We start from the raw sequence: 20,592 nt of genomic DNA, 5'->3' as shown, positions 1-20,592 counted from the left end.
CCCCCATCCCCGGCTCGCGGCTTCGATGTGCATCATTTTGTCCACGGTTCTTCTTCTGCGAGGATAGCGACAATGCGCAACAACATGCCGGTCACCCAGCACGAATACATGCTGGACGACGACAAGACCATCGTCTCCACCACCGATTTGCGTGGCAATATCAACTACGCCAACCCCTATTTCATCGAAGTGAGCGGCTTCACGGCAGAGGAACTGATCGGCGCGCCGCAGAACATCGTGCGCCATCCGGACATGCCGGTGGAAGCGTTCGCCGACCTGTGGGGCACCATCAAGAACGGCATGCCGTGGACCGGCATGGTCAAGAACCGCTGCAAGAACGGCGATTACTACTGGGTGCTGGCCAATGTGACGCCCGTGATCGAGCAGGGCAAGCCGGTCGGCTACATGTCCGTGCGCAGCAAGCCCAGCCGCCAGCAGGTGGCCGAGGCCGACGCGCTGTACCGCCAGTTCAAGGCCGGCAATCCGCAGCGGCTGCGCATCGTCAACGGCCGCGCCGTGTCGACCGGCGTGCTGGCGCGGCTGCGCGCGCTCACGCGGCTGTCGTTCAGCCGCCACGTGGCGCTCAACGCCGGCTTCATCACGCTGATGATGGCCGTGTTCGCGGTGGCGTTCTGGCGCATCGACGCCAGCACCACCGATGGCGCGCGCATGTTCCTGACGGCGGCGGCCGGCGTGGCGGCGGCCGTGATGCTGGCGTTCTGGTACAGCCTGCACCGCAGCGTGGCCGAGCCGCTGCGGCGCGCCACCAGCGCGGCCCGCAAAATGGCGGGCGGCGACCTGACGGGCGTGATCGAGGTGCCGCGCGACGATGAGATGGGCCAGTTGCTGGCCGCGCTGCGCCAGACCAACGTCAACCTGCACAGCATCATCGGCGACGTGCGCCGCAATTTCGACGAGATCACGGTGGCCACCGGCGAGATCGCCACCGGCAATATGGACTTGTCGGGGCGCACCGAGTCGCAGGCGTCCAGCCTGCAGCAGACGGCGGCCAGCATGGAGCAACTGACCACCAACCTCCAGCAAAGCGCCAGCAGCGTGGCCAGCGCCAACGAACTGGCGGGGCGCGCCTCCAAGGTGGCCGAGCATGGCGGCGAGATCGTCGAGCGCGTGGTGCACACGATGGACGAGATCAGCGCCTCGTCGCGCAAGATCCAGGACATCATCGGCCTGATCGACGGCATCGCGTTCCAGACCAATATCCTGGCCCTGAACGCGGCGGTGGAAGCAGCCCGCGCCGGCGAGGAAGGACGCGGCTTCGCGGTGGTGGCGGGCGAAGTGCGCAGCCTGGCCCAGCGGGCGGCCACGGCGGCCCACGAGATCAAGCAGCTGATCGACCTGTCGATCGCCAAAGTCAACGCGGGCGCGGAACTGACCAGCAGCGCCGGCGCCACCATGCACGAGGTGATCGCGTCCGTGTGCCAGGTGACGCAGGTGATGGACGAGATTTCCACCGCCACCCGCGAGCAGAGCCACGGCATCGGCCAGGTCAACATGGCCGTGGGCCAGATCGACGATCTGACGCAGCAAAACGCGGCGCTGGTGGAGCAGGCCGCCGCCGCCGCCGGCAACCTGGCCCAGCAGGCGCAGCACGTGGCGCAGGCGATGGCCGTGTTCAAGCTGCAAGCGGCACGCGCGGCGGCGGCCGGCGCCGCGCCGCACCAGCCTCCATCCCCACCCACGCTTTCGCGCCGCGCGCCGTCCCGGCCTGCCGCACGGGAGCCGCAACAGGTACGCCAATTGGCCTGAGGCAGGGGCGCCCGGCCTGCGCCTCTGCGGCCCGGCCTGCGGCCGTGCCAGGCCGGGCTGCACCGTCGCTTGCTGTTTCCCTTTATCATGTCGATTCAACGACAACGGGGCGGCACAGGATGGACACGGCGGCGCGGCGCATCACGCTGGAAGGCAAGCAATGGCAATTTGACGCGGGGCCGGAGACGACCGTGCTGGTGGCGGCCGAACAGGCCGGCATCCGGCTGCCCAGCTCTTGCCGCAACGGCACCTGCCGCACCTGCCTGTGCCAGCTGCGCAGCGGCAGCGTGCGCTACAAGATCGAGTGGCCGGGCCTGAGCCTCGATGAAAAACGCGAGGGCTACATCCTGCCCTGCGTGGCGCTGGCCGAGACGGATCTGACCCTCATCGCGCCGGCCGCCAAAAAGATCGCCTGAGGCTAGGTCCGGGCCGGCTGGCCGGTCCTGGCCACCACCCGCACCACCGTGTGCCGGTAGTCGGCAAAGCCCATGCGCAGGTAGAGCTGGTGGGCCGCTTCGTTAGCCGCCATCACGTGCAGGAACGATTGTTCGTCGCGCAGCATGTGGTTGCGGATCAGCTTGAACATCAGGCGCCGCGCCAGGCCCCGGCCCTGGTAATCGGGATGGGTGCACACGCCGCTGATTTCGCGCAGGCCCGGAAGGCGGCTGCGCTCGCCAGCCATGGCGATCAGGCGGTCGCCGTCGACATAGCCGTAGTAGTCGCCCAGTTCCAGCGTGCGCGGGCCGAACGGGCCGGGTTTGGTCAGCGCGGCCAGTTGCACCGCCTGTTCCACGTGCTCCGGCCCGAGTGCGATGGCGTCGGGCGCGTCGTCGGCGGCGGGCAGGGCGCCGCGCCACACCATGCAGATCATCATGGCCTCTACTTCCACTGCCCAGCCGTCGGGCGCCGCGCCGGACCAGCCGGCGCAGTAGAAAAGTTCGCCCGGCTGGCAGAACGGCGCCAGCGCCGCGAAGTCCGGTTGTTCCGGGATGGCGAAACCGATGATGGGCGAAAAGCCGGGGGCGTAGCGGCGCGCGGCGCCGGCGCCGGTGGCCAGGTGCGCTTGCGGCCCGCTCAGCGCGTGCCAGAAAACATTGTCGAGTTGATCAAGCATGAAGCGGATAGGGCGGCTGAAGTGCCGCCAGTGTAGCACCGCGCCGCGCCGGTCGCGTCGGCGCGGACTGGCACCGCCGCCGCTGCCGCCGCTGCTCAGTCGCCCTTGCGCAGCCGGCTCAGCAGGGCGGCCGTGCTGTCGCTCAGGGGCAGGCCATGGCGGCGCAGCAACTGGACATTGAGGACCAGGTTCTCCAGCACCAGCTTGGCGGCCACGGCCAGCAGCGTCAGCTGCCGGTCCTCCTCGCTGAAGCTCTCCATCGCGTCGGCCATCTCGCACAGGTGGTTGGCGATCAGGGCGCGCAGGTCGTGTTCGTCGAACGGCAGGTCGGCGAAATCGATCGGGTCTTCCTGCTCCACTTCCTCCATCAGCAATTCCAGTTGTTGCGGGGTGATCGACATGGCGCGCTCCGGTGGTTGGCACGCTTCAATTGTAGACCGGGCGCGGCGCGAACCGCGTTAGAATCGCTGTTCCGATGACGAAAACGTAACGGCGATGGCGCACCTGATCTTCACCCAGCAGCTGGCCCGTTTCCTCCCCGTGCCCGAGGTGGACACGCCCGCGCCCGACCTGCGTGGCGCGCTCGATGACGCCTTCGCCGGCCAGCCCCGCCTGCGCGGCTATGTGCTCGACGAGCATGGCCATCTGCGGGAAAACGTCGTCATCTTCATCGACGGCCAGCGCACGCGCGAGCGCCAGCGGCTCGACGATGCCCTGCGTCCCGATTCCCGGGTGTATATCCTGCAAGCGTTATCTGGAGGTTGACATGGCGGCACGCGCGTTTCTCGGTACCCGCAAGGGCTTGTTCGAACTGGCGCCCGTCAATGGCGTGTGGCAGCTGGGCGCCAGCCACTTCCTCGGCGACCCCGTGTCCATGGTGCTGGCCGATCCGCGCGACGGGGCGCTGTACGCGGCGCTCAACCTCGGCCATTTTGGCACCAAGCTGCACCGCCTCGACGCCGGCGCCGACACATGGACGGAAGTGGGCGTGCCCGCCTATCCGGCCAAGCCCGACGGCAGCGAAGACAAGCTGGAATGGACGCTCAAACAGATCTGGTCGCTGGCGGCCGGCGGCGCGGATGAACCGGGCGTGCTGTGGGCCGGCACCCTGCCGGGCGGCCTGTTCCGCTCGGCCGACCGGGGCGCCACCTGGCAGCTGGTGGAGTCGCTGTGGAACGCGCCCGGGCGCAGCCAGTGGGCCGGCGGCGGTTACGACGTGCCCGGCATCCACAGCATCTGCGTCGATCCGCGCGACAGCCGCTCGGTGCTGGTGGGGGTGTCCACCGGCGGGGTGTGGCGGACCACCGACGGCGGCGCCAGCTGGACGCTCGGCGGCAAAGGCTTGCGCGCATGCTACATGCCGCCGGAACTGCAAGAAGACCAACTGGCGCAAGACCCGCACCGCATCGTGCGCTGCGCCGGCGCGCCCGACACCCTGTGGTGCCAGCATCACTGCGGCATCTGGCGCAGCACGGACAATGGCGCGTTGTGGACGGCCGTGCAGACGGCGCCATTGTCCGGTTTCGGTTTCGCCGTGGCTGTCCACCCGCAGGACGGCGAGACGGCCTGGTTCGTGCCGGCCGAGGCCGACCAGCGCCGCATCCCGCCCAACGCGGCCCTGTCCGTCACGCGCACGACGGACGGCGGCCAGACGCTGGCGGCCATGCGCAGCGGCCTGCCGCAGGAGCATTGCTACGACCTGATCTACCGGCACGGGCTGGCCGTCAATGATGATGGCAAGACCTTGCTGATGGGCTCGACGACGGGCGGGGTGTGGCTGTCGGCCAATGGCGGCGAGCACTGGCAAACCATCGGCAACAACCTGCCGCCCGTGTACGCGGTGGCGTTCGGCTGAAGGCCCATCGATGTCCAGCCCGGCACGCTTGCAGCCGGGCCGGATGCCCCCACATAGCGACGATACCCACCACCGGACGCCCCGGCGCCGACCACCATGACGACTGTCACCGCCCGCCTCAACGCCACCTTGAGCCAGTATCACCAGAAGGATGGCAAATACCGCAATCCGGCCCGCATGCGCAGGGGCGGGCTGCTGAAAAGCCTCGGCATCGCCCTGCGTTTCCTGTTCGCCAAGCCGGCCAACACGGTGCCCGGCAAACCCTTGCCCGTCCACGCCCTCAGCGCCGAACAATTGTTTGAAGCCGATGACAATAGTTTGTTCCGTCTCGGCCATTCGACCCTGCTGCTCAAGCTGGGCGGCCAGTTCTGGCTGACCGACCCCGTGTTCTCCGAGCGGGCCTCGCCCGTGCAGTGGGCCGGCCCGCAGCGTTTCCATGCGCCGCCGATCGCCATTGCCGACTTGCCGCCCATCCATGGCGTGATCCTGTCGCACGACCATTACGACCACCTGGACAAGGCCGCCGTGCTGGCATTGGCCGAGCGCACCACCCATTTCGTCGCACCGCTGGGCGTGGGCGACACGCTGGTGAGCTGGGGCGTCCCGGCCGGCAAGGTGCACCAGCTGGACTGGTGGCAAAGCAAGCACCTCGACGGGGTGAAACTGGTGGCCACCCCGGCCCAGCACTTCTCGGGCCGCGGCATGTTCGATGGCAACAGCACGCTGTGGTCGTCGTGGGTCATCGAAACGGCCCACACGCGCATCTTTTTCAGCGGCGACAGCGGTTATTTCAAGGGATTCAAGGAGATCGGCGACATGTACGGCCCGTTCGACCTGACCATGATCGAGACCGGAGCGTATGACCCGCAATGGCCGGACGTCCACATGCAGCCGGAGGAGAGCCTGCAGGCCCACGTGGATTTGCGCGGCAAGGTGCTGTTACCGATCCATAACGGCACCTTCGACCTGGCCATGCATGCCTGGCATGAACCGTTTGAACGCATCGTCGCGCTGGCGCGCGAGCGCGCGCTGCCGATCGCCACGCCGGCCATCGGCAAGGCGCTGAGCCTGACTGAGCCGGAAGCGGCGGAGCACTGGTGGTTGCACGCCAAGTGAGGCGGCCGCCGGGGGCGGCGCGGGCGTTCAGGCGACGGTATTGATGAACTTGCCGATGGTCTGGCCCAGCGTGTTCACCTGCGGTTTGGCCGTGGTGAGCGCGGCCGGCAGCACTTGCTGGGATGGTGGTGGATTCTCGATCGCGTTGTCGATACGGACCGGGGTGGCGGCTTTGAGCGCCGGCTGGGAGGCCTGGCGGCTTTGCTGCTGGGCTTCGCTCAGTTGCTGCTTGTCCTTGGTCAGCTGGTTCTGGCTCTGTTCCAGCCGGCTGCTATCCTGGTTCACGCGCGTCTGATCCTGCTGCACCAGCTGTTGAGCCTGGGCAACGGATGCTTGCAGCGCGTTGACGGATGTAAGGGTAGCCACCTCGATCACCTTAAACGGAAACCGGCAGCGATTTTTCAGGCATGCGAATGCGCCATCGCTACCAAGCTTGTACATTTCAAGCGTAGGCCAAAATGCGCCCGGATGCCAGCAGTATCTGTCAAAACGGACCGGTTGTCACGATGTCATCATGCATCGCATCATGCCGGCGCGCAAAATCACCGCGCGCGCTGGCTGCGCTATCATGTTGATTACGTTGCATATTTTCAAGATCAAGGCGGAGCCGGCAGCGGCAGAAAGATTGCTGATTAAGCTATAATCAACGATCAACATGGAATGAAGCAGGTATGAATCTCAAGAGTCTGGCCAATCTGTTGGGTATGTCCAAGACAACGGTGAGCCGTGCGCTGAATGGCTATCCGGAAGTGAACCGCCGCACGCGCGAGCGCGTGCTGAAGGCGGCCAAGGAGGCCGGCTACCAGGCCAATCCCATGGCGCGCAGCCTGGCGCTGGGACGGACCAATGTGTTTGGCATCATCTATCCGCTGGCGCCCAGCGACCTGGGCGACCCCATGTTCCTGGACGTGGTGGGCGGCATGTCGGAGGCGCTGGAGCAGAAAGGCCAGAACCTGATCATCGCGCCCGTGTCGCCGCAGAACGAGCTGCGTTCGTACCAGCAAGTGGTGCGCGGACGCCGGGTGGACGGGCTGGTGGTGGCGCGCACGCTGGTGCGCGACGAGCGCATCGCCTACCTGAACAAGGTCGGCTTCCCGTTCGTGGCCCACGGCCGCACGGAACTCGATGCGCCCTACGCGTGGTTCGACTATGACCACGAGGCCGGCATGCGGCTGGCCGTCGAGCATTTGCTGGCCCATGGCCACCAGCGCATCGCCATGCTGAGCGCGCCGCTGGAACTCAATTTCGCGCGCGAGCGCCAAGCCAGCCTGCTGGCCATCCTGGCCGAGGCGGGGCTGACGCCCGATCCGCGCCACCTGATCGACAACACGCTGGACCGGCGCAGCGGCCACCACGCCATGCAGCAGCTGCTGGCCTGCTCACCCCGGCCGACAGCCGTGATCGTAGACAACCACCTGTCCGGCGTGGGCGCCGTGCGCGCGCTGGTGGACGCCGGCATCGAAATCGGCAAGGAAATGTCCATCATCGTTTGGGGCAACATGCCCGATACGCTGGCCTGCTCCGACGTGACCATCATCGACCAGCCGGAACCGCGCCGCGCCGGCGAGCGCATGATCGAGATGCTGCTGGCGCTGACCGACGGCACCCCGGCCAGTGAGCTGCAGGAAATGTGGCAGCCGGTGCTGGTGCCCGGCTCCACGGTCGGCCCGCGCCCGGCTTCTTAAAAGCAAACCGGGGTCAGGTCATACCTTCAGGCAAAATGCGCGCATCTTGCCTGAAGGTATGACCTGACCCCGGTTTTGGCTGGGGCCTGCGCTTTACATGTTGCGGCGGTACTGGCCGCCGACCTCGAACAGCGCGGTGGTGATCTGGCCCAGCGAGCAGACGCGCACGGCGTCCATCAGCTTGTCGAACACGTTGGCGTTGTCGATGGCGGCCTGCTGCAGCGCGGCCAGCGCGGCCGGGGCGGCGGCCGCGTTGCGGGCGTGGAAGTCCGCCAGGCGCGTGAGCTGCGACTGCTTTTCATCGTCCGTGGAACGGGCCAGTTCGATCTTCTGCGGCGCGTCGCTGGCCTTCGGATTGCGGAAGGTGTTGACGCCGATGATGGGCAGCGTGCCGTCGTGCTTCTGGTGCTCGTACAGCAGCGACTCCTCCTGGATCTTGCCGCGCTGGTAGCCGGTCTCCATCGCACCGAGCACGCCGCCACGCTCGGCGATGCGCTCGAACTCCTGCAGCACGGCTTCTTCCACCAGATCGGTCAGCTCGTCGATGATGAACGAGCCCTGGTTCGGATTCTCGTTCTTGGCCAGGCCCCATTCGCGGTTGATGATCAGCTGGATCGCGAGGGCGCGGCGCACCGATTCGTCGGTCGGCGTGGTGATGGCTTCGTCGTAGGCGTTGGTGTGCAGCGAGTTGCAGTTGTCGTAGATGGCGATCAGCGCCTGCAGCGTGGTGCGGATGTCGTTGAAGTCGATCTCCTGCGCGTGCAGCGAGCGGCCCGACGTTTGCACGTGGTACTTGAGCTTCTGGCTGCGGTCGTTGGCGCCGTACTTGTCGCGCATGGCCACGGCCCAGATGCGGCGTGCCACGCGGCCCAGCACCGTGTATTCCGGGTCCATGCCGTTGGAGAAGAAGAACGACAGGTTGGGCGCGAAATCGTCGATGTGCATGCCGCGCGCCAGGTAGGCTTCCACGAAGGTGAATCCGTTCGACAGCGTGAAGGCCAGCTGGGAGATCGGGTTCGCGCCCGCCTCGGCGATGTGGTAGCCGGAGATCGACACCGAGTAGAAGTTGCGCACCTGGTGGTGCACGAAGTATTCCTGGATGTCGCCCATCACCTTGAGCGAGAACTCGGTGGAGAAGATGCAGGTGTTCTGGCCCTGGTCTTCCTTGAGGATGTCGGCCTGCACCGTGCCGCGCACGTTCTGCAGCACCCAGGCGCGGATCTTGGCCGCTTCGTCGGCGCTCGGCTCGCGCTGGTTCTCGGCCTTGAACTTGTCGACCTGCTGGTCGATGGCGGTGTTCATGAACATGGCCAGAATGGTGGGCGCCGGGCCGTTGATGGTCATCGACACCGAGGTGCTCGGGCTGCACAGGTTGAAGCCGTCGTACAGCACCTTCATGTCGTCCAGCGTGGCGATGGACACGCCCGAGTTGCCGACCTTGCCATAGATGTCGGGACGGACGGCCGGATCGGCGCCGTACAGGGTGACCGAGTCGAACGCGGTCGACAGGCGCTTGGCGTCCATGCCGGTGGAGACCAGCTTGAAGCGGCGGTTGGTGCGGAAGGCGTCGCCTTCGCCGGCGAACATGCGGGTCGGGTCTTCGCCTTCGCGCTTGAAGGCGAACACGCCGGCCGTGAACGGGAACGAGCCGGGCACGTTTTCCAGCATCAGGAAGCGCAGCACTTCGCCGTGGTCCTCGTAGCGGGGCAGGGCCACCTTGCGGATCTTGGTGCCCGACAGCGTGTGCTGGATCAGGCGGGTGCGGATTTCCTTGTCGCGGATCTTGACCACGTAATCGTCGCCCGCGTAGGCCTGCTGCAGGTCCGGCCATTGGGCCAGCAGTTTCTTGGCGCCGGCGTCCATGGCGCTGTCGCGGTCGGAGATCAGTTCGTCGAAATCGGCGCCCAGGTTCAGGTTCTTCTTAGCGGCGGCCAGCATGCGCTTGGCTTCCGTCAGTTGCTGGCGTTCGCGCGCCAGCGTCACCTGCTTGCCGGTGAACTTGTGGTAGCCGCGCACGGTGTCGGCGATTTCGGCCAGGTAGCGGGCGCGGGCAGGCGGCACGATCACGTGCTTGCCGCTCGAATATTTGACGTCGACGGCGGCCAGCTTGCCCGGCTTGGCCTGCAGGCCGAACTGGGCCAGCTTGGGCAGCAAGCCTTGATACAGGGCGGTGACGCCGTCGTCATTGAAGCGCGACGCCTGGGTGCCGTAGACGGGCATCTCGTCGGGGCGCTTGGACCATAGTTCGCGGTTGCGCTGGTACTGCTTGGCTACGTCGCGCAGCGCGTCCTGCGCGCCTTTGCGGTCGAATTTGTTGATGGCGATGAAGTCGGCGAAATCGAGCATGTCGATTTTTTCCAGCTGCGAGGCGGCGCCGAATTCGGGCGTCATCACGTACATGGACACGTCCACGTGCGGCACGATGGCCGCGTCGCCCTGGCCGATGCCCGAGGTCTCCACGATCACTAGGTCGAAGCCGGCCACCTTGCAGGCGGCAATCACGTCGGGCAGCGCTTGCGAAATCTCGGAGCCCGCTTCGCGCGTGGCCAGCGAGCGCATGAACACACGCGATTGGCCGGCCCACGGGTTGATGGCGTTCATGCGGATGCGGTCGCCCAGCAGCGCGCCGCCCGATTTGCGGCGCGACGGGTCGATCGAGATCACGGCGATGTTGAGCGCGTCGCCCTGGTCGAGGCGGATGCGGCGGATCAGTTCATCGGTCAGCGACGATTTGCCGGCGCCGCCCGTGCCGGTGATGCCCAACGTGGGCACGCCCAGGCCGATGGCGGCGTCCAGCAGTTCGGCGCGCAGCGCGGGCGAGGCTTTTTCGTTTTCCAGCGCCGTGATCAGCTGTGCCAGCGGGCGGTGCCGCGCGGCGATGTCGCCTTCCTTGAGCGGGGCCAGCGAGGTGGGCGAATACTGCGACAGGTCGATGTCGCACTGCTGCACCATCCACTGGATCATGCCCACCAGGCCCATGCGCTGACCGTCTTCGGGGCTGAAGATGCGGGTCACGCCGTAGGCATGCAGGTCCGCGATTTCGTCGGGCACGATCACGCCGCCGCCGCCGCCGAACACCTTGATGTGGGCGCCGCCGCGCTGGCGCAGCAGGTCGATCATGTACTTGAAGTATTCGACGTGGCCGCCCTGGTAGCTGGAGATGGCGATGCCTTGCACGTCTTCGGCCAGGGCCGCCGTCACCACCTCGTCGACCGAGCGGTTGTGGCCCAGGTGGACCACTTCCACGCCGTTCGATTGCAGGATGCGGCGCATGATGTTGATCGAGGCGTCGTGGCCGTCGAACAGGGAGGCGGCGGTGACGAAGCGTACCTTGTTGGCCAGCTTGGGCTGTTCCGGCACGGCGGCGATTTTCGGAGCGGAGAGGTCGTTCATGGGTGTCCTTGTCATTCTGGGCGCGAGGCGTGGTCAGGCAGTCGTCAAATTATATGACGTTTACGTTAACGTCAAGTCAAGCGAAATCGCTGGCTCGGCGTTGGCTTGTATGACGCCAGCCACGCCCCGGCCGGGGTGGTGTCTGGTGGCGGCGGGCCGGCCTTGATTTCCGGGCAAGATTGCCAGGAAAGCGGGGCCGGCCGCGCCTTCGGGATCAGGCCGCGTGCTGGTGGCCGCCGTCAAGCACGCCCATCAGGCGCGCTTTCTCGACATGGAACTGGGCCACGGCCTTCTCCTTCACGTGGCCGAAGCCGCGTACTTTTTCCGGCAGCGCCGCCAGCGCCACCGCCGTTTCATAGTTTTCGGCCGTCAGCTTGCCGAGGATGGCGGCCGTCATGTCACGGTATTCCGTGATCAGGGCACGTTCCATCTTACGCTCTTCCGTGTAGCCGAAGATATCGAACATGCCGCCGCGCAGGCCCTTGGCCTTGGCCAGCAGACGGAAGGCGTGCCACATCCACGAGCCGAATTCCGCCTTCACCAGGTGGCCCTTGGCATCCTTGCGCGCCAGCAGCGGCGGCGCCAGGTTGAACTTGAGCGTGAAGTCGCCTTCGAACTGCTGCTGGAGCTGCTCGACGAAGCGGCCATCCGTGTACAGGCGCGCCACTTCGTATTCATCCTTGTACGACATCAGCTTGAAGCAGGACTTGGCGACGGCCGTGGTCAGCTTGTTGCCCAGTCCCAGCGCCGTTTCCCTGGCGCGCACCTGCGCCACCAGTTGCTCGTAGCGGGCCGCGTAGGCCGCGTCCTGGTAGTCGGTGAGGAATTGCACGCGGCGCTTGATGACCGTGTCCAGGCTTTGCGGCATCTGCACCACCACGGCCTGGGTCGGCGTGGCGATCTTTTCCACGCGCCGGAAGTCGACGGCGGCGCGGCGGCCCCACAGGAAGCTGCGCTTGTTGGCGGCGATGCCCACGCCGTTCAATTCGATGGCGCGCAGCAGCGACGCTTCGGTGAGCGGGATGCGGCCCTTCTGCCATGCGTAACCGAGCATGAACAGGTTGGCGGCGATCGAGTCGCCCATCAGCGCCGTGGCCAGCTTGGTAGCATTGATGAAATCGGCGCTGTGGAACTGCTCGGCGCCGACGGATTCGCTGATCAGGGCGCGCACTTCATCCACCGGATACTGCCAGTCGGCGTTCTGGGCGAAGGTGCCGGGCGGCTGCTCGTGCAGGTTGACCACGGCCATGGTGCGGCCCGGACGCATCTTGGAGACGGCGTCGGCGGCGCCGGCCGTCAGCATGTCGCAACCGAGCACCAAATCGGCCTCGCCGGTGGCGATGCGCTGGGCGCGCAGGTGGGCCGGAGTGCGGGCGATCTTCACGTGCGAGGTGACCGAGCCGTTTTTCTGCGACATGCCCGTCATGTCGAGCACGGACGCGCCCTTGCCCTCCAGGTGGGCGGCCATGCCCATCAGCGCGCCGACCGTGATCACGCCGGTGCCGCCGATGCCGTTGATGAGGATGTTGTACGGCTGTTCGCAGTCGGGCAGGGAGGGCACGGGCAGCGGGCCGAAACCGTCGTCCGCGTCATCCTTGCTGACGCCGGTCTTGGTCTTTTTCAGCGTGCCGCCTTCCACCGTCACGAAGCTGGGGCAGAAGCCTTTCACGCACGAGTAGTCCTTGTTGCACGAGGACTGGTCGATGGTGCGCTTGCGGCCGAACTCCGTCTCCTTGGGCAGGATGGAGGTGCAGTTGGACTGGATGCCGCAGTCGCCGCAGCCTTCGCACACGGCTTCGTTGATCACCATGCGCTTGGCCGGGTCGGGGAACTCGCCCTTCTTGCGGCGGCGGCGCTTCTCGGCCGCGCAGGTCTGGTCGTAGATCAGCACCGATACGCCCTGCACCTCGCGCAGTTCGCGCTGCACGGCGTCCATCTCCTTGCGGTCGTGCAGGCTGACGATGGCGGGCAGGGCCGAGCGGTCGGTGTAGCGGTTCAGGTCTTCCGTCACCAGCGCGATGCGTTTCACGCCCTCGGCCGCCATCTGCTGGGCGATCATGGGCACCGAGGTGGTGCCGTCCACCGGCTGGCCGCCCGTCATGGCGACGGCGTCGTTGTACAAGATCTTGTAGGTCATGTTGACCTTGGCCGCCACCGCCGCGCGGATCGCCAGGTAGCCGGAGTGGAAGTAGGTGCCGTCGCCCAGGTTCTGGAACACGTGCGGCAACTTGGAGAACGCGGCCTGGCCTATCCACGGCGCGCCTTCACCGCCCATGTGGGTGGTCAGCTTGTTGTGCTCGGGGTAGATCGAGGTGGCCATCACGTGGCAGCCGATGCCGGCCAGCGCCAGGCTGCCGTCGGGCACCTTGGTCGAGGTGTTGTGCGGGCAGCCGGAGCAGTAGAACGCGGGGCGGAACGGCGTGTCGATGGCTTTTTTCAGCACGGCGTCCTTGGCGTCCAGGAAGGACAGGCGCGCCTTGATGTGGTCGCACGTGACGGGGTCCGAGATCAGGCGCGACACGCGGCTGGCGATCACGCGCGCCACTTGCGACACGGAGAAGTCGGCCTTGGAGGTGAGCAGCCATTCGCCGCGCGGGGCCACCCATTCGCCCTTCTCGTCGAACTTGCCGATCACGCGCGGGCGCACGTCGTCGCGCCAGTTGTACAGCTGTTCCTTGAGCTGGTACTCGACGATCTGGCGCTTTTCCTCGACCACCAGGATCTCGTCCAGGCCTTGCGCGAATTCGCGCACGCTGTCCGGTTCCAGCGGCCACGGCATGGCCACCTTGAACAGGCGCAGGCCGACCTTGGCTGCCATCGCTTCGTCGATGCCCAGTTCCTCCAGCGCTTCCAGCACGTCCAGGTAGGACTTGCCGGAGGCGATGATGCCGAGCTTGGCGTCGGGACTGGTGATGGTGGTATGGTTGAGCTTGTTTTCGCGCGCGTAGGCCAGGGCTGCGTAGATCTTGTAGTCCTGCATTAGCGCTTCCTGGTTGCGCGCTTGCTGGCCCAGCGGGATGCTGGACAGGCGCGCGTTCAGGCCGCCTTCGGGCATCTGGAAGTCCTGCGGGATCTTGCAGTCGACGCGGAAGGGGTTGGCGTCCACCGAGGCCGACGACTCGACCGTGTCGGCCAGCGCCTTGAACGCCACCGTGCAGCCGGAGAAGCGCGACATGGCCCAGCCGTGCAGGCCGAGGTCCAGGTATTCCTGCACATTGCACGGATACAGCACGGGGATCATGGAGGCCGAGAACAGGTGGTCGGACTGGTGCGGCAGCGTGGACGAATAGGCGCCGTGGTCGTCGCCGGCCACCAGCAGCACGCCGCCGTGTTTGGAGGTGCCGGCGTGGTTCATGTGCTTGAAGACGTCGCCGCAGCGGTCCACGCCGGGGCCCTTGCCGTACCACATGGCGAACACGCCGTCGTACTTGGCCTCGCCGATCAGATCCACCTGCTGCGAGCCCCACACGGCAGTGGCGGCCAGGTCTTCGTTGACGCCGGGCACGAACTGGACGTGGTGGCTGGCCAGGTGTTTCTGCGCCTTCCACAGGTTTTCATCGAGGCCGCCCAGCGGCGAGCCGCGGTAGCCGGAGATGAAGCCGGCCGTGTTCAGGCCGGCGGCCTGGTCGCGCTGGCGCTGCATCATGGGCAGGCGCACCAGGGCCTGGATGCCAGACAGGAAGATGGCGCCTTCGGTGGCGGTGTACTTGTCGTCGAGGGTGACGGTGGTGAGGCGGTCGGTGGCGGTTGCTGCGACGCCGGTGGGCGTGGCAGGGCCGGTGGCCGTGGTATCAGGCATGAGTTGTCTCCGTGGTATCAGATCGCGCCCGGTCTGTGGGAGCGCCGGGTAGGCGCACCAGGGTCGGGCCATTGGCCGCCTGTTATGGCGGCGATGCGGATCGTTGGGGCTCAACCATCCGCAGTGCGGCAAGTGTAGAGATTAGTTGACGTTAACGGAAATAGCGTTTCTGGATGGGGGCATAAGAAAAAGTGATGGGGCTGATCAGGTGCGCGGCTGCGCTGCCACAAGCCTGGCCGATAGGCCAAGCGCAGACTGGGGCGGTTGGCAAGTGCATCGCCGTTAAATTGGTTTCACTTGACAACCGCGAGGGCAGTGATTAATCTGGAGGCAGCAATGAACCGAACATCACATCCGCACAAAGATGTTGATGCCGCGCTGCGGTATGCGGAAGAGCATGGATGGTCAGTCAAAGTGGGCGGCAGCCACGCCTGGGGGCGCATTTACTGTCCCTTCAACAATAATGATTGCCGCTGCGGGGAATTTTGTATTACCAGTATCTGGAGCACACCCAAGAACCCGGGCAACCACGCCAAGTCCATACGGCGCGCAGTCGACAATTGCACAGTACATAAGACCGTTGTAGCGGCAAAAAAACGGAGTGAGATTATGGAATATCTGTTTATCCTCAAGTACCAATTGTCCCCGCAGGACTGCCATCAGGAAGACATCGTGGAACGGTTAGGCGCTGCGGGCTGCGACGATGCGCTGATCGGTATCGGGCAGCCGGGCCGCATCGCGCTGGAATTCACGCGCGAGGCCGAAAGCGCACAGGCCGCGCTGCTCAGCGCGCTGGCCGACGTCAAACAGGCCGTGCCCAGCGCCCGCCTGATCGAGGCCGGTCCCGACTTCGTCGGTCTGACCGATGTGGCCGAGTTGGTCGGTACCACGCGCCAGAACATGCGCAAATTGATGGTCAACCATGCCACCAGCTTCCCGGCGCCTGTGCATGACGGCAGCATCGCCGTGTGGCATTTGATCGACGTGCTGAAGTGGCTGTTGGCCAGGGGGGCTTACCCGGTCGCCGCCGGCGTGGCCGAGGTGGCGGAGACGGCCAAGCAGGTCAATCTGGCCAAGGCCGCGCCCGCGCTGGTACCCCACTTGCAGCGGGAATTGCAGATGTTGCTGGTCTGACCGGGCCGTCGCTTATGAGGACAGCGCCCTGGCGCCCAGCCAGGTGCCGCCGGCGCACAGCTCGGCCGTGACTTGTACCGCGAGCCGGCTGATGGCGGCGGCCGCGTTGGTCAGCGGGATGTTCTTCGACGCGCACAACACCACCGTGCGCGAGATGGCGGGATTGTGGATGCGGTAGCTGCGCATGGTGCCCCGTTTCACTTCATCCAGCACAGGGGCGACGGGAAGGATGGTGGCGCCCATGCCGGCCAGGATGGCGGACTTGAGGATGGCGATCGAATTGATCTCGATGACGTCGCCCGGCGCCAGTCCCACCGTGCGCGCCACGCTTTCAATGCGCGGCCGCACGCCATGTTGCAGGCCCGGCAGGATCAGCGGCGCGGCCAGCGCCTGCGCCAGCGTGATCGATGCGCCTTCCGGCGCACAGGCGGCGTCGGCGCGGCAAATGAAGCGCAACTCCTCCTCCGCCAGCGCGGTGCAGGCGAACGGCGTCAGCTGGCCATCGTCGAACAGCACGGCCAGGTTGACCCGGCCCGATTTGAGCTGCTCGCTCAGGTTACCCGTCAATTCCTCCGTCAGTTGCAGTGTGATTTCCGGATACTGCTGGCGGGCGGCCATCAACAGCGGCAGCGCCAGCGCGCCCGAGATGCTGTGCGGCAGTCCCAGGGTGACGCTGCCGGATGGGCGCGTGGCCGATTGCGTGACGGCCGAGCGCGCGTCAGCCACCTGCTTGAGGATCGCTTGCGCGTGCTGGTAGAACACCTTGCCGGCGTCGGTGCTGAGCACGCCCTGGGCCGTGCGGTGCAGCAGTTGTGCGTCGAGCTCCTGTTCCAGCTGGCGCAGTTGCTGGGTCAGGGCGGGTTGGGCCACATGGAGCACCAGTGCGGCGCGCGATAGCGAACCATGATCGACGATAGCGACAAAATAGCGAAGTTGGCGTAATTCCATGGAACTTGTGTTGCGTAATATGTAAAAAACCGGATACAAATGCTGCCGGAATTGCAAAACATAGTCCTGGACAGAAACTATTTGTTATACTCATTCTAACGCTTCTTGCCCTTCCAGCTTCCTTTGTGAGTGTTCTGTATGTTTAAGAAAGTCGATTCCTCACAGCTGAAAGTGGGCATGTACATCCATGATCTCAGTTGTGACTGGATGACCCATCCGTTTATCCGCAACCGTTTCCTGATCAGCAGCGAAGACGAGATCCGCAAGATCATCCAGTCCGGCATCCACGACGTCGTGATCGACAGCGACAAGGGGTTGGACGTGGAAAACGCGCCCACGCTGGCCGAGGCGCAGGCGGAAACGGAGCGCGAACTGGTGGAGCTGGCGGCCAAGCCGGTGGTGGTGACGCGCGTGTCGCTGGGCGAGGAAATGGCGCGCGCGACCCAGATCCGGCACCAGGCGTCGACCCTGGTGCGCAGCGTGATGCGCGACGCGCGGCTGGGCAAGGCGATCGAGCTGGACCAGGTGCAGCCGGTGGTGCAGAACATCACGGAATCGATCCTGCGCAACCCGGGTGCGCTGGTGGGCTTGCTGCGCATCAAGACCAAGGACGACTACACCTTCCTCCATTCCGTCAGCGTGTGTGCGCTGCTGGTGGCGTTTTGCCGTTCGCGCGGCATGGACCCCGCGCTGACCCACCAGGCCGGCCTCGGCGGTTTGCTGCACGACACCGGCAAGGCGCTGGTGCCGGACGCCATCCTGAACAAGCCGGGGCCGCTCACGGACGAGGAATTCGCCATCATCAAGCGCCATCCTAAGGATGGCTACGACATCCTGCTGCAGTCGCCCGAGGTGGGACCGATACCGCTCGACATCACGTTGCACCACCACGAGCGCCGCGACGGCAGCGGCTATCCCGACAAGCAGGCCGGCGAGGGCATCAGCGAACTGGCGCAGATGGCGGCCATTGTCGACGTTTATGACGCGATCACGGCAGATCGCTGCTATCACAAGGGCATGTCGGCGGCGGCCGCCTTGCGCAAGATCTATGAGTGGAGCAAATTCCACTTCAATCCCGTGTATGCGCAGGAATTCATGCGCTGCGTGGGTATTTATCCGGTCGGCACCATGGTGTTGCTGGAATCGGGGCGGCTGGGCGTGGTGATCGAACCGCATGAGACCAATCTGCTGGCGCCCAAGGTCAACGTGTTCTTCAACACCAAGCAAAATCTCTACATCAAGCCGGAAACCATCGACTTGTCGCGCGGGCTGGGCTTTGGCGGCGGCGACAAGATCGTCGGCCACGAGTCGCCGTCCAAGTGGAAGGTCGACCCCATGCGTTTCCTCACGCTGGCCTGACGCTGGCGCGCGCCGGCGTCAGAAGAACTCGGCCGTATCGTTCGATTCTATGGTTTGCAGCAAGCCGCCTTCGACCAGTTCGTCGTAGTGGCAGGCCAGGTTGCGGCCGTGGCTCTTGGCGTAATACAGCGCCTGGTCGGCCTTGCCGAGGATGATCACGGGCGCCTCCACGGCGCTGATGCTGACGAAGCCGACGCTGACGGTGACCCGGCCCACTTGCGGGAATTCGTGCGATTCCACGTTCACCCGGAAGCGGTCGATGATCTTCTTGACGTTGTCGAGCGTGGTCGAGCGCAGCAGCACGACGAATTCCTCGCCGCCGAAACGGAACACCCGGTCCTGGGCCCGGAACGAGGACGTCATCAGGTTGGCGATCAGGATCAGCACTTCGTCGCCGTACAGGTGGCCGAAGCGGTCGTTGACGTGCTTGAAATGGTCGACATCGACCACGGCCAGCCATTGCTTTTCCTGTTCCTGGTGGTGGCGCCGCTCCGGTTCGCCGGGCAGGGTCACCGGTTCCGGTTCGGGGCTGGCGGCCAGCATCTTGCTGAGCTGGTCGTCGAAGGTCTTGCGGTTGAGCAAGCCCGTCAGCGAATCGCGTTCGCTGTAGTCGAGCAGGTTCTGGAAATTGCGGTACACGCTGACGATACCGCCGATCACGTGGATGGTGTCGCTGGTGTAGGGCGTGGGGTTGACGATTTCCAGGCAGGTGTCGGCCTTGTCGCCCAGCCAGATGGGCAGCCACAGGGTGTGTTCGCCGGCCGCGTTGGCCTCGTCGGCGCTCGCCTCATGGCGCGCGATGCAGTCGGCCAGCGCGGGGAAGTTGCTGATCGGTTCACCGGGGCTGCCGGGGTCGGGGTTGTCCACCATTTTGGCGGGCAAGCCATCGGTGATGATGGCGCGCGGGCGCACGAACAGCTGGCCGCGCACTTGCGCCAGCGACAAGACCCGGGTCTGAGTGGCATGGGCGAGCTCCTGTACCGCCGAGATCACGGAGATGTCGAGCATCGTGTGATCGCGGTGGCCAGTCATGTCCACCATGTGTTTCAGTAGGGAATCCATTCTCGTCTCTGGAAAATTTTCACACAACCCTTGTGTCTAGCCTCATTCCGTTCACGTCTATCAAGCATCAGCGCAATGTTTTTTTGATAGTAAGGCGCACAGTGAAACGCTTGCACGGGGCCTTTCCAAAGAACAGCTAAGCAGGATAATAGCTTTTTGCATTCTAGGCAATTCATGTGTGCGAAAAAAAACATTCCCCTCGACTGCATGCAACTTTTTCCCGACAGCGGCGGCCGGCCATCGCCTGTGCCAGCGTACCCGCCGGAAAACCCGTGCAGTTTGACATAAGCCAGCGTCCGCGTGTACATGCTGCTGAAATTTTCCGCAAATCATGTAAATAGTTCCACATGGAAAGCTTGCGTCAAGTCAATTCCCGAAGTGCTGCAGACCCTATAGTGAACGCAATGGCGCGGTAATGATAGTAGGAAAGGAGAGTTTCTCCTCTACATGTATCGCTTGCGCCAGGGGTAGGTATGTCAATCACTTTTGGGAGTTTGTCATGGATGCATTACTTGCAGCGGCGAAGCAGTTCGCCAGGGATGACGAGGGGATCACGGCCATCGAATACGGCTTGATCGCGGCGGTGATGGCGGCGGCCGTGCTGGCCTCGGTGGCGCTGCTCAAGCAGCCGCTGATCGATACCTTCACCGGTATCGGCAACAAGCTGACCTCGCCTTGAACGGGTCCGTCCTCCCGGGCAGGCCATGCCGGGAGGACTATCGCGCAAAGGCGACGCCATGAACCACGCCACCGCATTGATCCTTATCTGCATGGTCGCGCAGGCGGCCTACACGGACCTGTCGGCGCGCCGCATCCCCAACGTGCTGGTGCTCAGTGGCTTGTTGCTGGCATTGGTGCTGCACCTGCTGGGCGGACCCCACTGGGCGCCCATGACCGACTGGCTGGCCGGTGCGCTGGCCGGCTTCTTTCTTTTCCTGCCGCTGTACCTGGCGCGTGGGATGGCCGCCGGCGACGTCAAGCTGCTGGCCATGGTGGGCGCGTTCACAGGACCGTGGGGCGCCGTGCTGATCGGCCTGCTGTCTTGCCTGATCGGCGGCCTGATGGCGCTGGCGATGCTGCTCTACAACGGTCGCTGGCGCGCACTGTGGCGCAACCTGGCCGCGCTGGGCAAGCCGCTGTTGCTGCGCCTGCTAGGTGTGCCGCTGCAACCGCTGCCGCTGCCGCCGGGCGCCAGCGTGGGCGGCATGCCCTACGGCCTGGCCGTCGCGCTGGGAACCATGGGCTATGTGCTGTGGGGCCGATGACGGCCCAGGCCAAGTGCCGCCGCCGGGGGCTTGCTGCGGATCAAAGTCCAGTGCGCCCCCATCGCTAGAATCGATTGCTCGTGGGAACAATCTTG

General features: G+C 65.3%; 18 protein-coding genes and 1 pseudogene. 12 read left to right on the top strand and 7 right to left on the bottom strand.

Annotated features, from left to right (window positions below):
* Positions 1-72 precede the first annotated feature (72 nt).
* On the top strand, positions 73-1,767 hold the full coding sequence (locus H3H37_RS05865; RefSeq protein WP_182160725.1) for a methyl-accepting chemotaxis protein: 1,695 nt from the start codon (positions 73-75) through the stop codon (positions 1,765-1,767).
* A gap of 119 nt (positions 1,768-1,886) precedes the next feature.
* Entirely contained in the window at positions 1,887-2,183 is a 297-nt protein-coding gene (locus H3H37_RS05860; RefSeq protein WP_182160724.1) for a 2Fe-2S iron-sulfur cluster-binding protein, read from the top strand.
* Between the two features lie 2 nt (positions 2,184-2,185).
* On the opposite strand, the gene H3H37_RS05855 is transcribed toward H3H37_RS05860, so the two are convergent.
* Entirely contained in the window at positions 2,186-2,881 is a 696-nt protein-coding gene (locus H3H37_RS05855; protein WP_182160723.1) for a GNAT family N-acetyltransferase, read from the bottom strand.
* A gap of 95 nt (positions 2,882-2,976) precedes the next feature.
* Positions 2,977-3,282, bottom strand: a complete 306-nt coding sequence (locus tag H3H37_RS05850) for a hypothetical protein (RefSeq protein ID WP_182160722.1) — start codon at positions 3,280-3,282, stop codon at positions 2,977-2,979.
* Between the two features lie 94 nt (positions 3,283-3,376).
* Between H3H37_RS05850 and H3H37_RS05845 the strand changes: the two genes are divergently transcribed.
* The 3 genes from H3H37_RS05845 (at position 3,377) to H3H37_RS05835 (ending at position 5,852) form a co-directional block, all read left to right on the top strand.
* Complete coding sequence (locus tag H3H37_RS05845) at positions 3,377-3,646, top strand: ubiquitin family protein (protein WP_182160721.1); 270 nt, start codon at positions 3,377-3,379, stop codon at positions 3,644-3,646.
* Position 3,647: 1 nt separating this feature from the next.
* Positions 3,648-4,736 carry a WD40/YVTN/BNR-like repeat-containing protein gene (locus H3H37_RS05840; protein ID WP_182160720.1) on the top strand — a complete coding sequence of 363 codons (1,089 nt, stop codon included), beginning with the start codon at positions 3,648-3,650 and terminating at the stop codon, positions 4,734-4,736.
* 96 nt (positions 4,737-4,832) lie between these two features.
* The gene (locus tag H3H37_RS05835; protein ID WP_182160719.1) at positions 4,833-5,852 is read left to right on the top strand and encodes an MBL fold metallo-hydrolase; all 1,020 of its coding nucleotides are present in this window, start codon (positions 4,833-4,835) and stop codon (positions 5,850-5,852) included.
* Positions 5,853-5,879: 27 nt separating this feature from the next.
* Here H3H37_RS05835 and H3H37_RS05830 read toward each other — a convergent pair whose 3' ends face one another.
* The gene (locus H3H37_RS05830; RefSeq protein ID WP_182160718.1) at positions 5,880-6,218 is read right to left on the bottom strand and encodes a hypothetical protein; all 339 of its coding nucleotides are present in this window, start codon (positions 6,216-6,218) and stop codon (positions 5,880-5,882) included.
* 148 nt (positions 6,219-6,366) lie between these two features.
* On the opposite strand from H3H37_RS05830, the gene H3H37_RS26030 reads away from it, so the two are divergent.
* On the top strand, positions 6,367-6,495 hold the full coding sequence (locus tag H3H37_RS26030) for a hypothetical protein (RefSeq protein WP_255459129.1): 129 nt from the start codon (positions 6,367-6,369) through the stop codon (positions 6,493-6,495).
* A 28-nt stretch (positions 6,496-6,523) separates the two neighbouring features.
* Positions 6,524-7,537, top strand: a complete 1,014-nt coding sequence (locus H3H37_RS05825; RefSeq protein ID WP_182160717.1) for a substrate-binding domain-containing protein — start codon at positions 6,524-6,526, stop codon at positions 7,535-7,537.
* A gap of 93 nt (positions 7,538-7,630) precedes the next feature.
* Here the strand turns inward: H3H37_RS05825 and icmF are convergent, their stop codons facing one another.
* Positions 7,631-10,930 carry a fused isobutyryl-CoA mutase/GTPase IcmF gene (gene icmF, locus H3H37_RS05820; RefSeq protein WP_182160716.1) on the bottom strand — a complete coding sequence of 1,100 codons (3,300 nt, stop codon included), beginning with the start codon at positions 10,928-10,930 and terminating at the stop codon, positions 7,631-7,633.
* A gap of 214 nt (positions 10,931-11,144) precedes the next feature.
* Positions 11,145-14,729 (bottom strand): indolepyruvate ferredoxin oxidoreductase family protein, encoded by a 3,585-nt coding sequence (locus tag H3H37_RS05815; protein ID WP_182160715.1) that lies wholly within the window; start codon positions 14,727-14,729, stop codon positions 11,145-11,147.
* 336 nt (positions 14,730-15,065) lie between these two features.
* On the opposite strand from H3H37_RS05815, the pseudogene H3H37_RS25720 reads away from it, so the two are divergent.
* Both H3H37_RS25720 and H3H37_RS05810 read left to right on the top strand, forming a co-directional pair.
* A pseudogene (locus H3H37_RS25720) lies at positions 15,066-15,326 on the top strand (hypothetical protein); the annotation flags it as partial.
* Between the two features lie 12 nt (positions 15,327-15,338).
* On the top strand, positions 15,339-15,863 hold the full coding sequence (locus H3H37_RS05810) for a helix-turn-helix transcriptional regulator (RefSeq protein ID WP_182160714.1): 525 nt from the start codon (positions 15,339-15,341) through the stop codon (positions 15,861-15,863).
* 12 nt (positions 15,864-15,875) lie between these two features.
* On the opposite strand, the gene H3H37_RS05805 is transcribed toward H3H37_RS05810, so the two are convergent.
* Entirely contained in the window at positions 15,876-16,811 is a 936-nt protein-coding gene (locus tag H3H37_RS05805; RefSeq protein WP_182160713.1) for a LysR substrate-binding domain-containing protein, read from the bottom strand.
* 138 nt (positions 16,812-16,949) lie between these two features.
* Between H3H37_RS05805 and H3H37_RS05800 the strand changes: the two genes are divergently transcribed.
* Positions 16,950-18,170 carry an HD-GYP domain-containing protein gene (locus H3H37_RS05800; protein ID WP_182160712.1) on the top strand — a complete coding sequence of 407 codons (1,221 nt, stop codon included), beginning with the start codon at positions 16,950-16,952 and terminating at the stop codon, positions 18,168-18,170.
* An 18-nt stretch (positions 18,171-18,188) separates the two neighbouring features.
* Here H3H37_RS05800 and H3H37_RS05795 read toward each other — a convergent pair whose 3' ends face one another.
* Positions 18,189-19,232: a GGDEF domain-containing protein gene (locus H3H37_RS05795; RefSeq protein ID WP_182160711.1), complete on the bottom strand. Its 1,044-nt coding sequence runs from the start codon at positions 19,230-19,232 to the stop codon at positions 18,189-18,191.
* A gap of 499 nt (positions 19,233-19,731) precedes the next feature.
* Between H3H37_RS05795 and H3H37_RS05790 the strand changes: the two genes are divergently transcribed.
* Positions 19,732-19,911, top strand: a complete 180-nt coding sequence (locus tag H3H37_RS05790) for a Flp family type IVb pilin (protein WP_182160710.1) — start codon at positions 19,732-19,734, stop codon at positions 19,909-19,911.
* A 58-nt stretch (positions 19,912-19,969) separates the two neighbouring features.
* Positions 19,970-20,497: an A24 family peptidase gene (locus tag H3H37_RS05785; protein WP_182160709.1), complete on the top strand. Its 528-nt coding sequence runs from the start codon at positions 19,970-19,972 to the stop codon at positions 20,495-20,497.
* Positions 20,498-20,592: the final 95 nt, after the last annotated feature.

This window comes from Rugamonas brunnea, from assembly GCF_014042345.1.
Lineage (GTDB): Bacteria > Pseudomonadota > Gammaproteobacteria > Burkholderiales > Burkholderiaceae_D > Rugamonas > Rugamonas brunnea.
The sequence above is the reverse complement of the archived record's forward strand: the minus strand, read 5'-3'. Positions and strand labels throughout refer to the sequence as shown.

Coding starts and splice junctions, on each gene's coding strand:
- H3H37_RS05850 (WP_182160722.1), bottom strand. CDS start 3,282: ATGTCGATCACCCCGCAACAACTGGAATTGCTGATGGAGGAAGTGGAG.
- H3H37_RS05815 (WP_182160715.1), bottom strand. CDS start 14,729: ATGCCTGATACCACGGCCACCGGCCCTGCCACGCCCACCGGCGTCGCA.
- H3H37_RS26030 (WP_255459129.1), top strand. CDS start 6,367: ATGCATCGCATCATGCCGGCGCGCAAAATCACCGCGCGCGCTGGCTGC.
- H3H37_RS05800 (WP_182160712.1), top strand. CDS start 16,950: ATGTTTAAGAAAGTCGATTCCTCACAGCTGAAAGTGGGCATGTACATC.
- icmF (WP_182160716.1), bottom strand. CDS start 10,930: ATGAACGACCTCTCCGCTCCGAAAATCGCCGCCGTGCCGGAACAGCCC.
- H3H37_RS05860 (WP_182160724.1), top strand. CDS start 1,887: ATGGACACGGCGGCGCGGCGCATCACGCTGGAAGGCAAGCAATGGCAA.
- H3H37_RS05810 (WP_182160714.1), top strand. CDS start 15,339: ATGGAATATCTGTTTATCCTCAAGTACCAATTGTCCCCGCAGGACTGC.
- H3H37_RS05835 (WP_182160719.1), top strand. CDS start 4,833: ATGACGACTGTCACCGCCCGCCTCAACGCCACCTTGAGCCAGTATCAC.
- H3H37_RS05865 (WP_182160725.1), top strand. CDS start 73: ATGCGCAACAACATGCCGGTCACCCAGCACGAATACATGCTGGACGAC.
- H3H37_RS05795 (WP_182160711.1), bottom strand. CDS start 19,232: ATGGATTCCCTACTGAAACACATGGTGGACATGACTGGCCACCGCGAT.
- H3H37_RS05845 (WP_182160721.1), top strand. CDS start 3,377: ATGGCGCACCTGATCTTCACCCAGCAGCTGGCCCGTTTCCTCCCCGTG.
- H3H37_RS05790 (WP_182160710.1), top strand. CDS start 19,732: ATGGATGCATTACTTGCAGCGGCGAAGCAGTTCGCCAGGGATGACGAG.
- H3H37_RS05840 (WP_182160720.1), top strand. CDS start 3,648: ATGGCGGCACGCGCGTTTCTCGGTACCCGCAAGGGCTTGTTCGAACTG.
- H3H37_RS05805 (WP_182160713.1), bottom strand. CDS start 16,811: ATGGAATTACGCCAACTTCGCTATTTTGTCGCTATCGTCGATCATGGT.
- H3H37_RS05825 (WP_182160717.1), top strand. CDS start 6,524: ATGAATCTCAAGAGTCTGGCCAATCTGTTGGGTATGTCCAAGACAACG.
- H3H37_RS05785 (WP_182160709.1), top strand. CDS start 19,970: ATGAACCACGCCACCGCATTGATCCTTATCTGCATGGTCGCGCAGGCG.
- H3H37_RS05855 (WP_182160723.1), bottom strand. CDS start 2,881: ATGCTTGATCAACTCGACAATGTTTTCTGGCACGCGCTGAGCGGGCCG.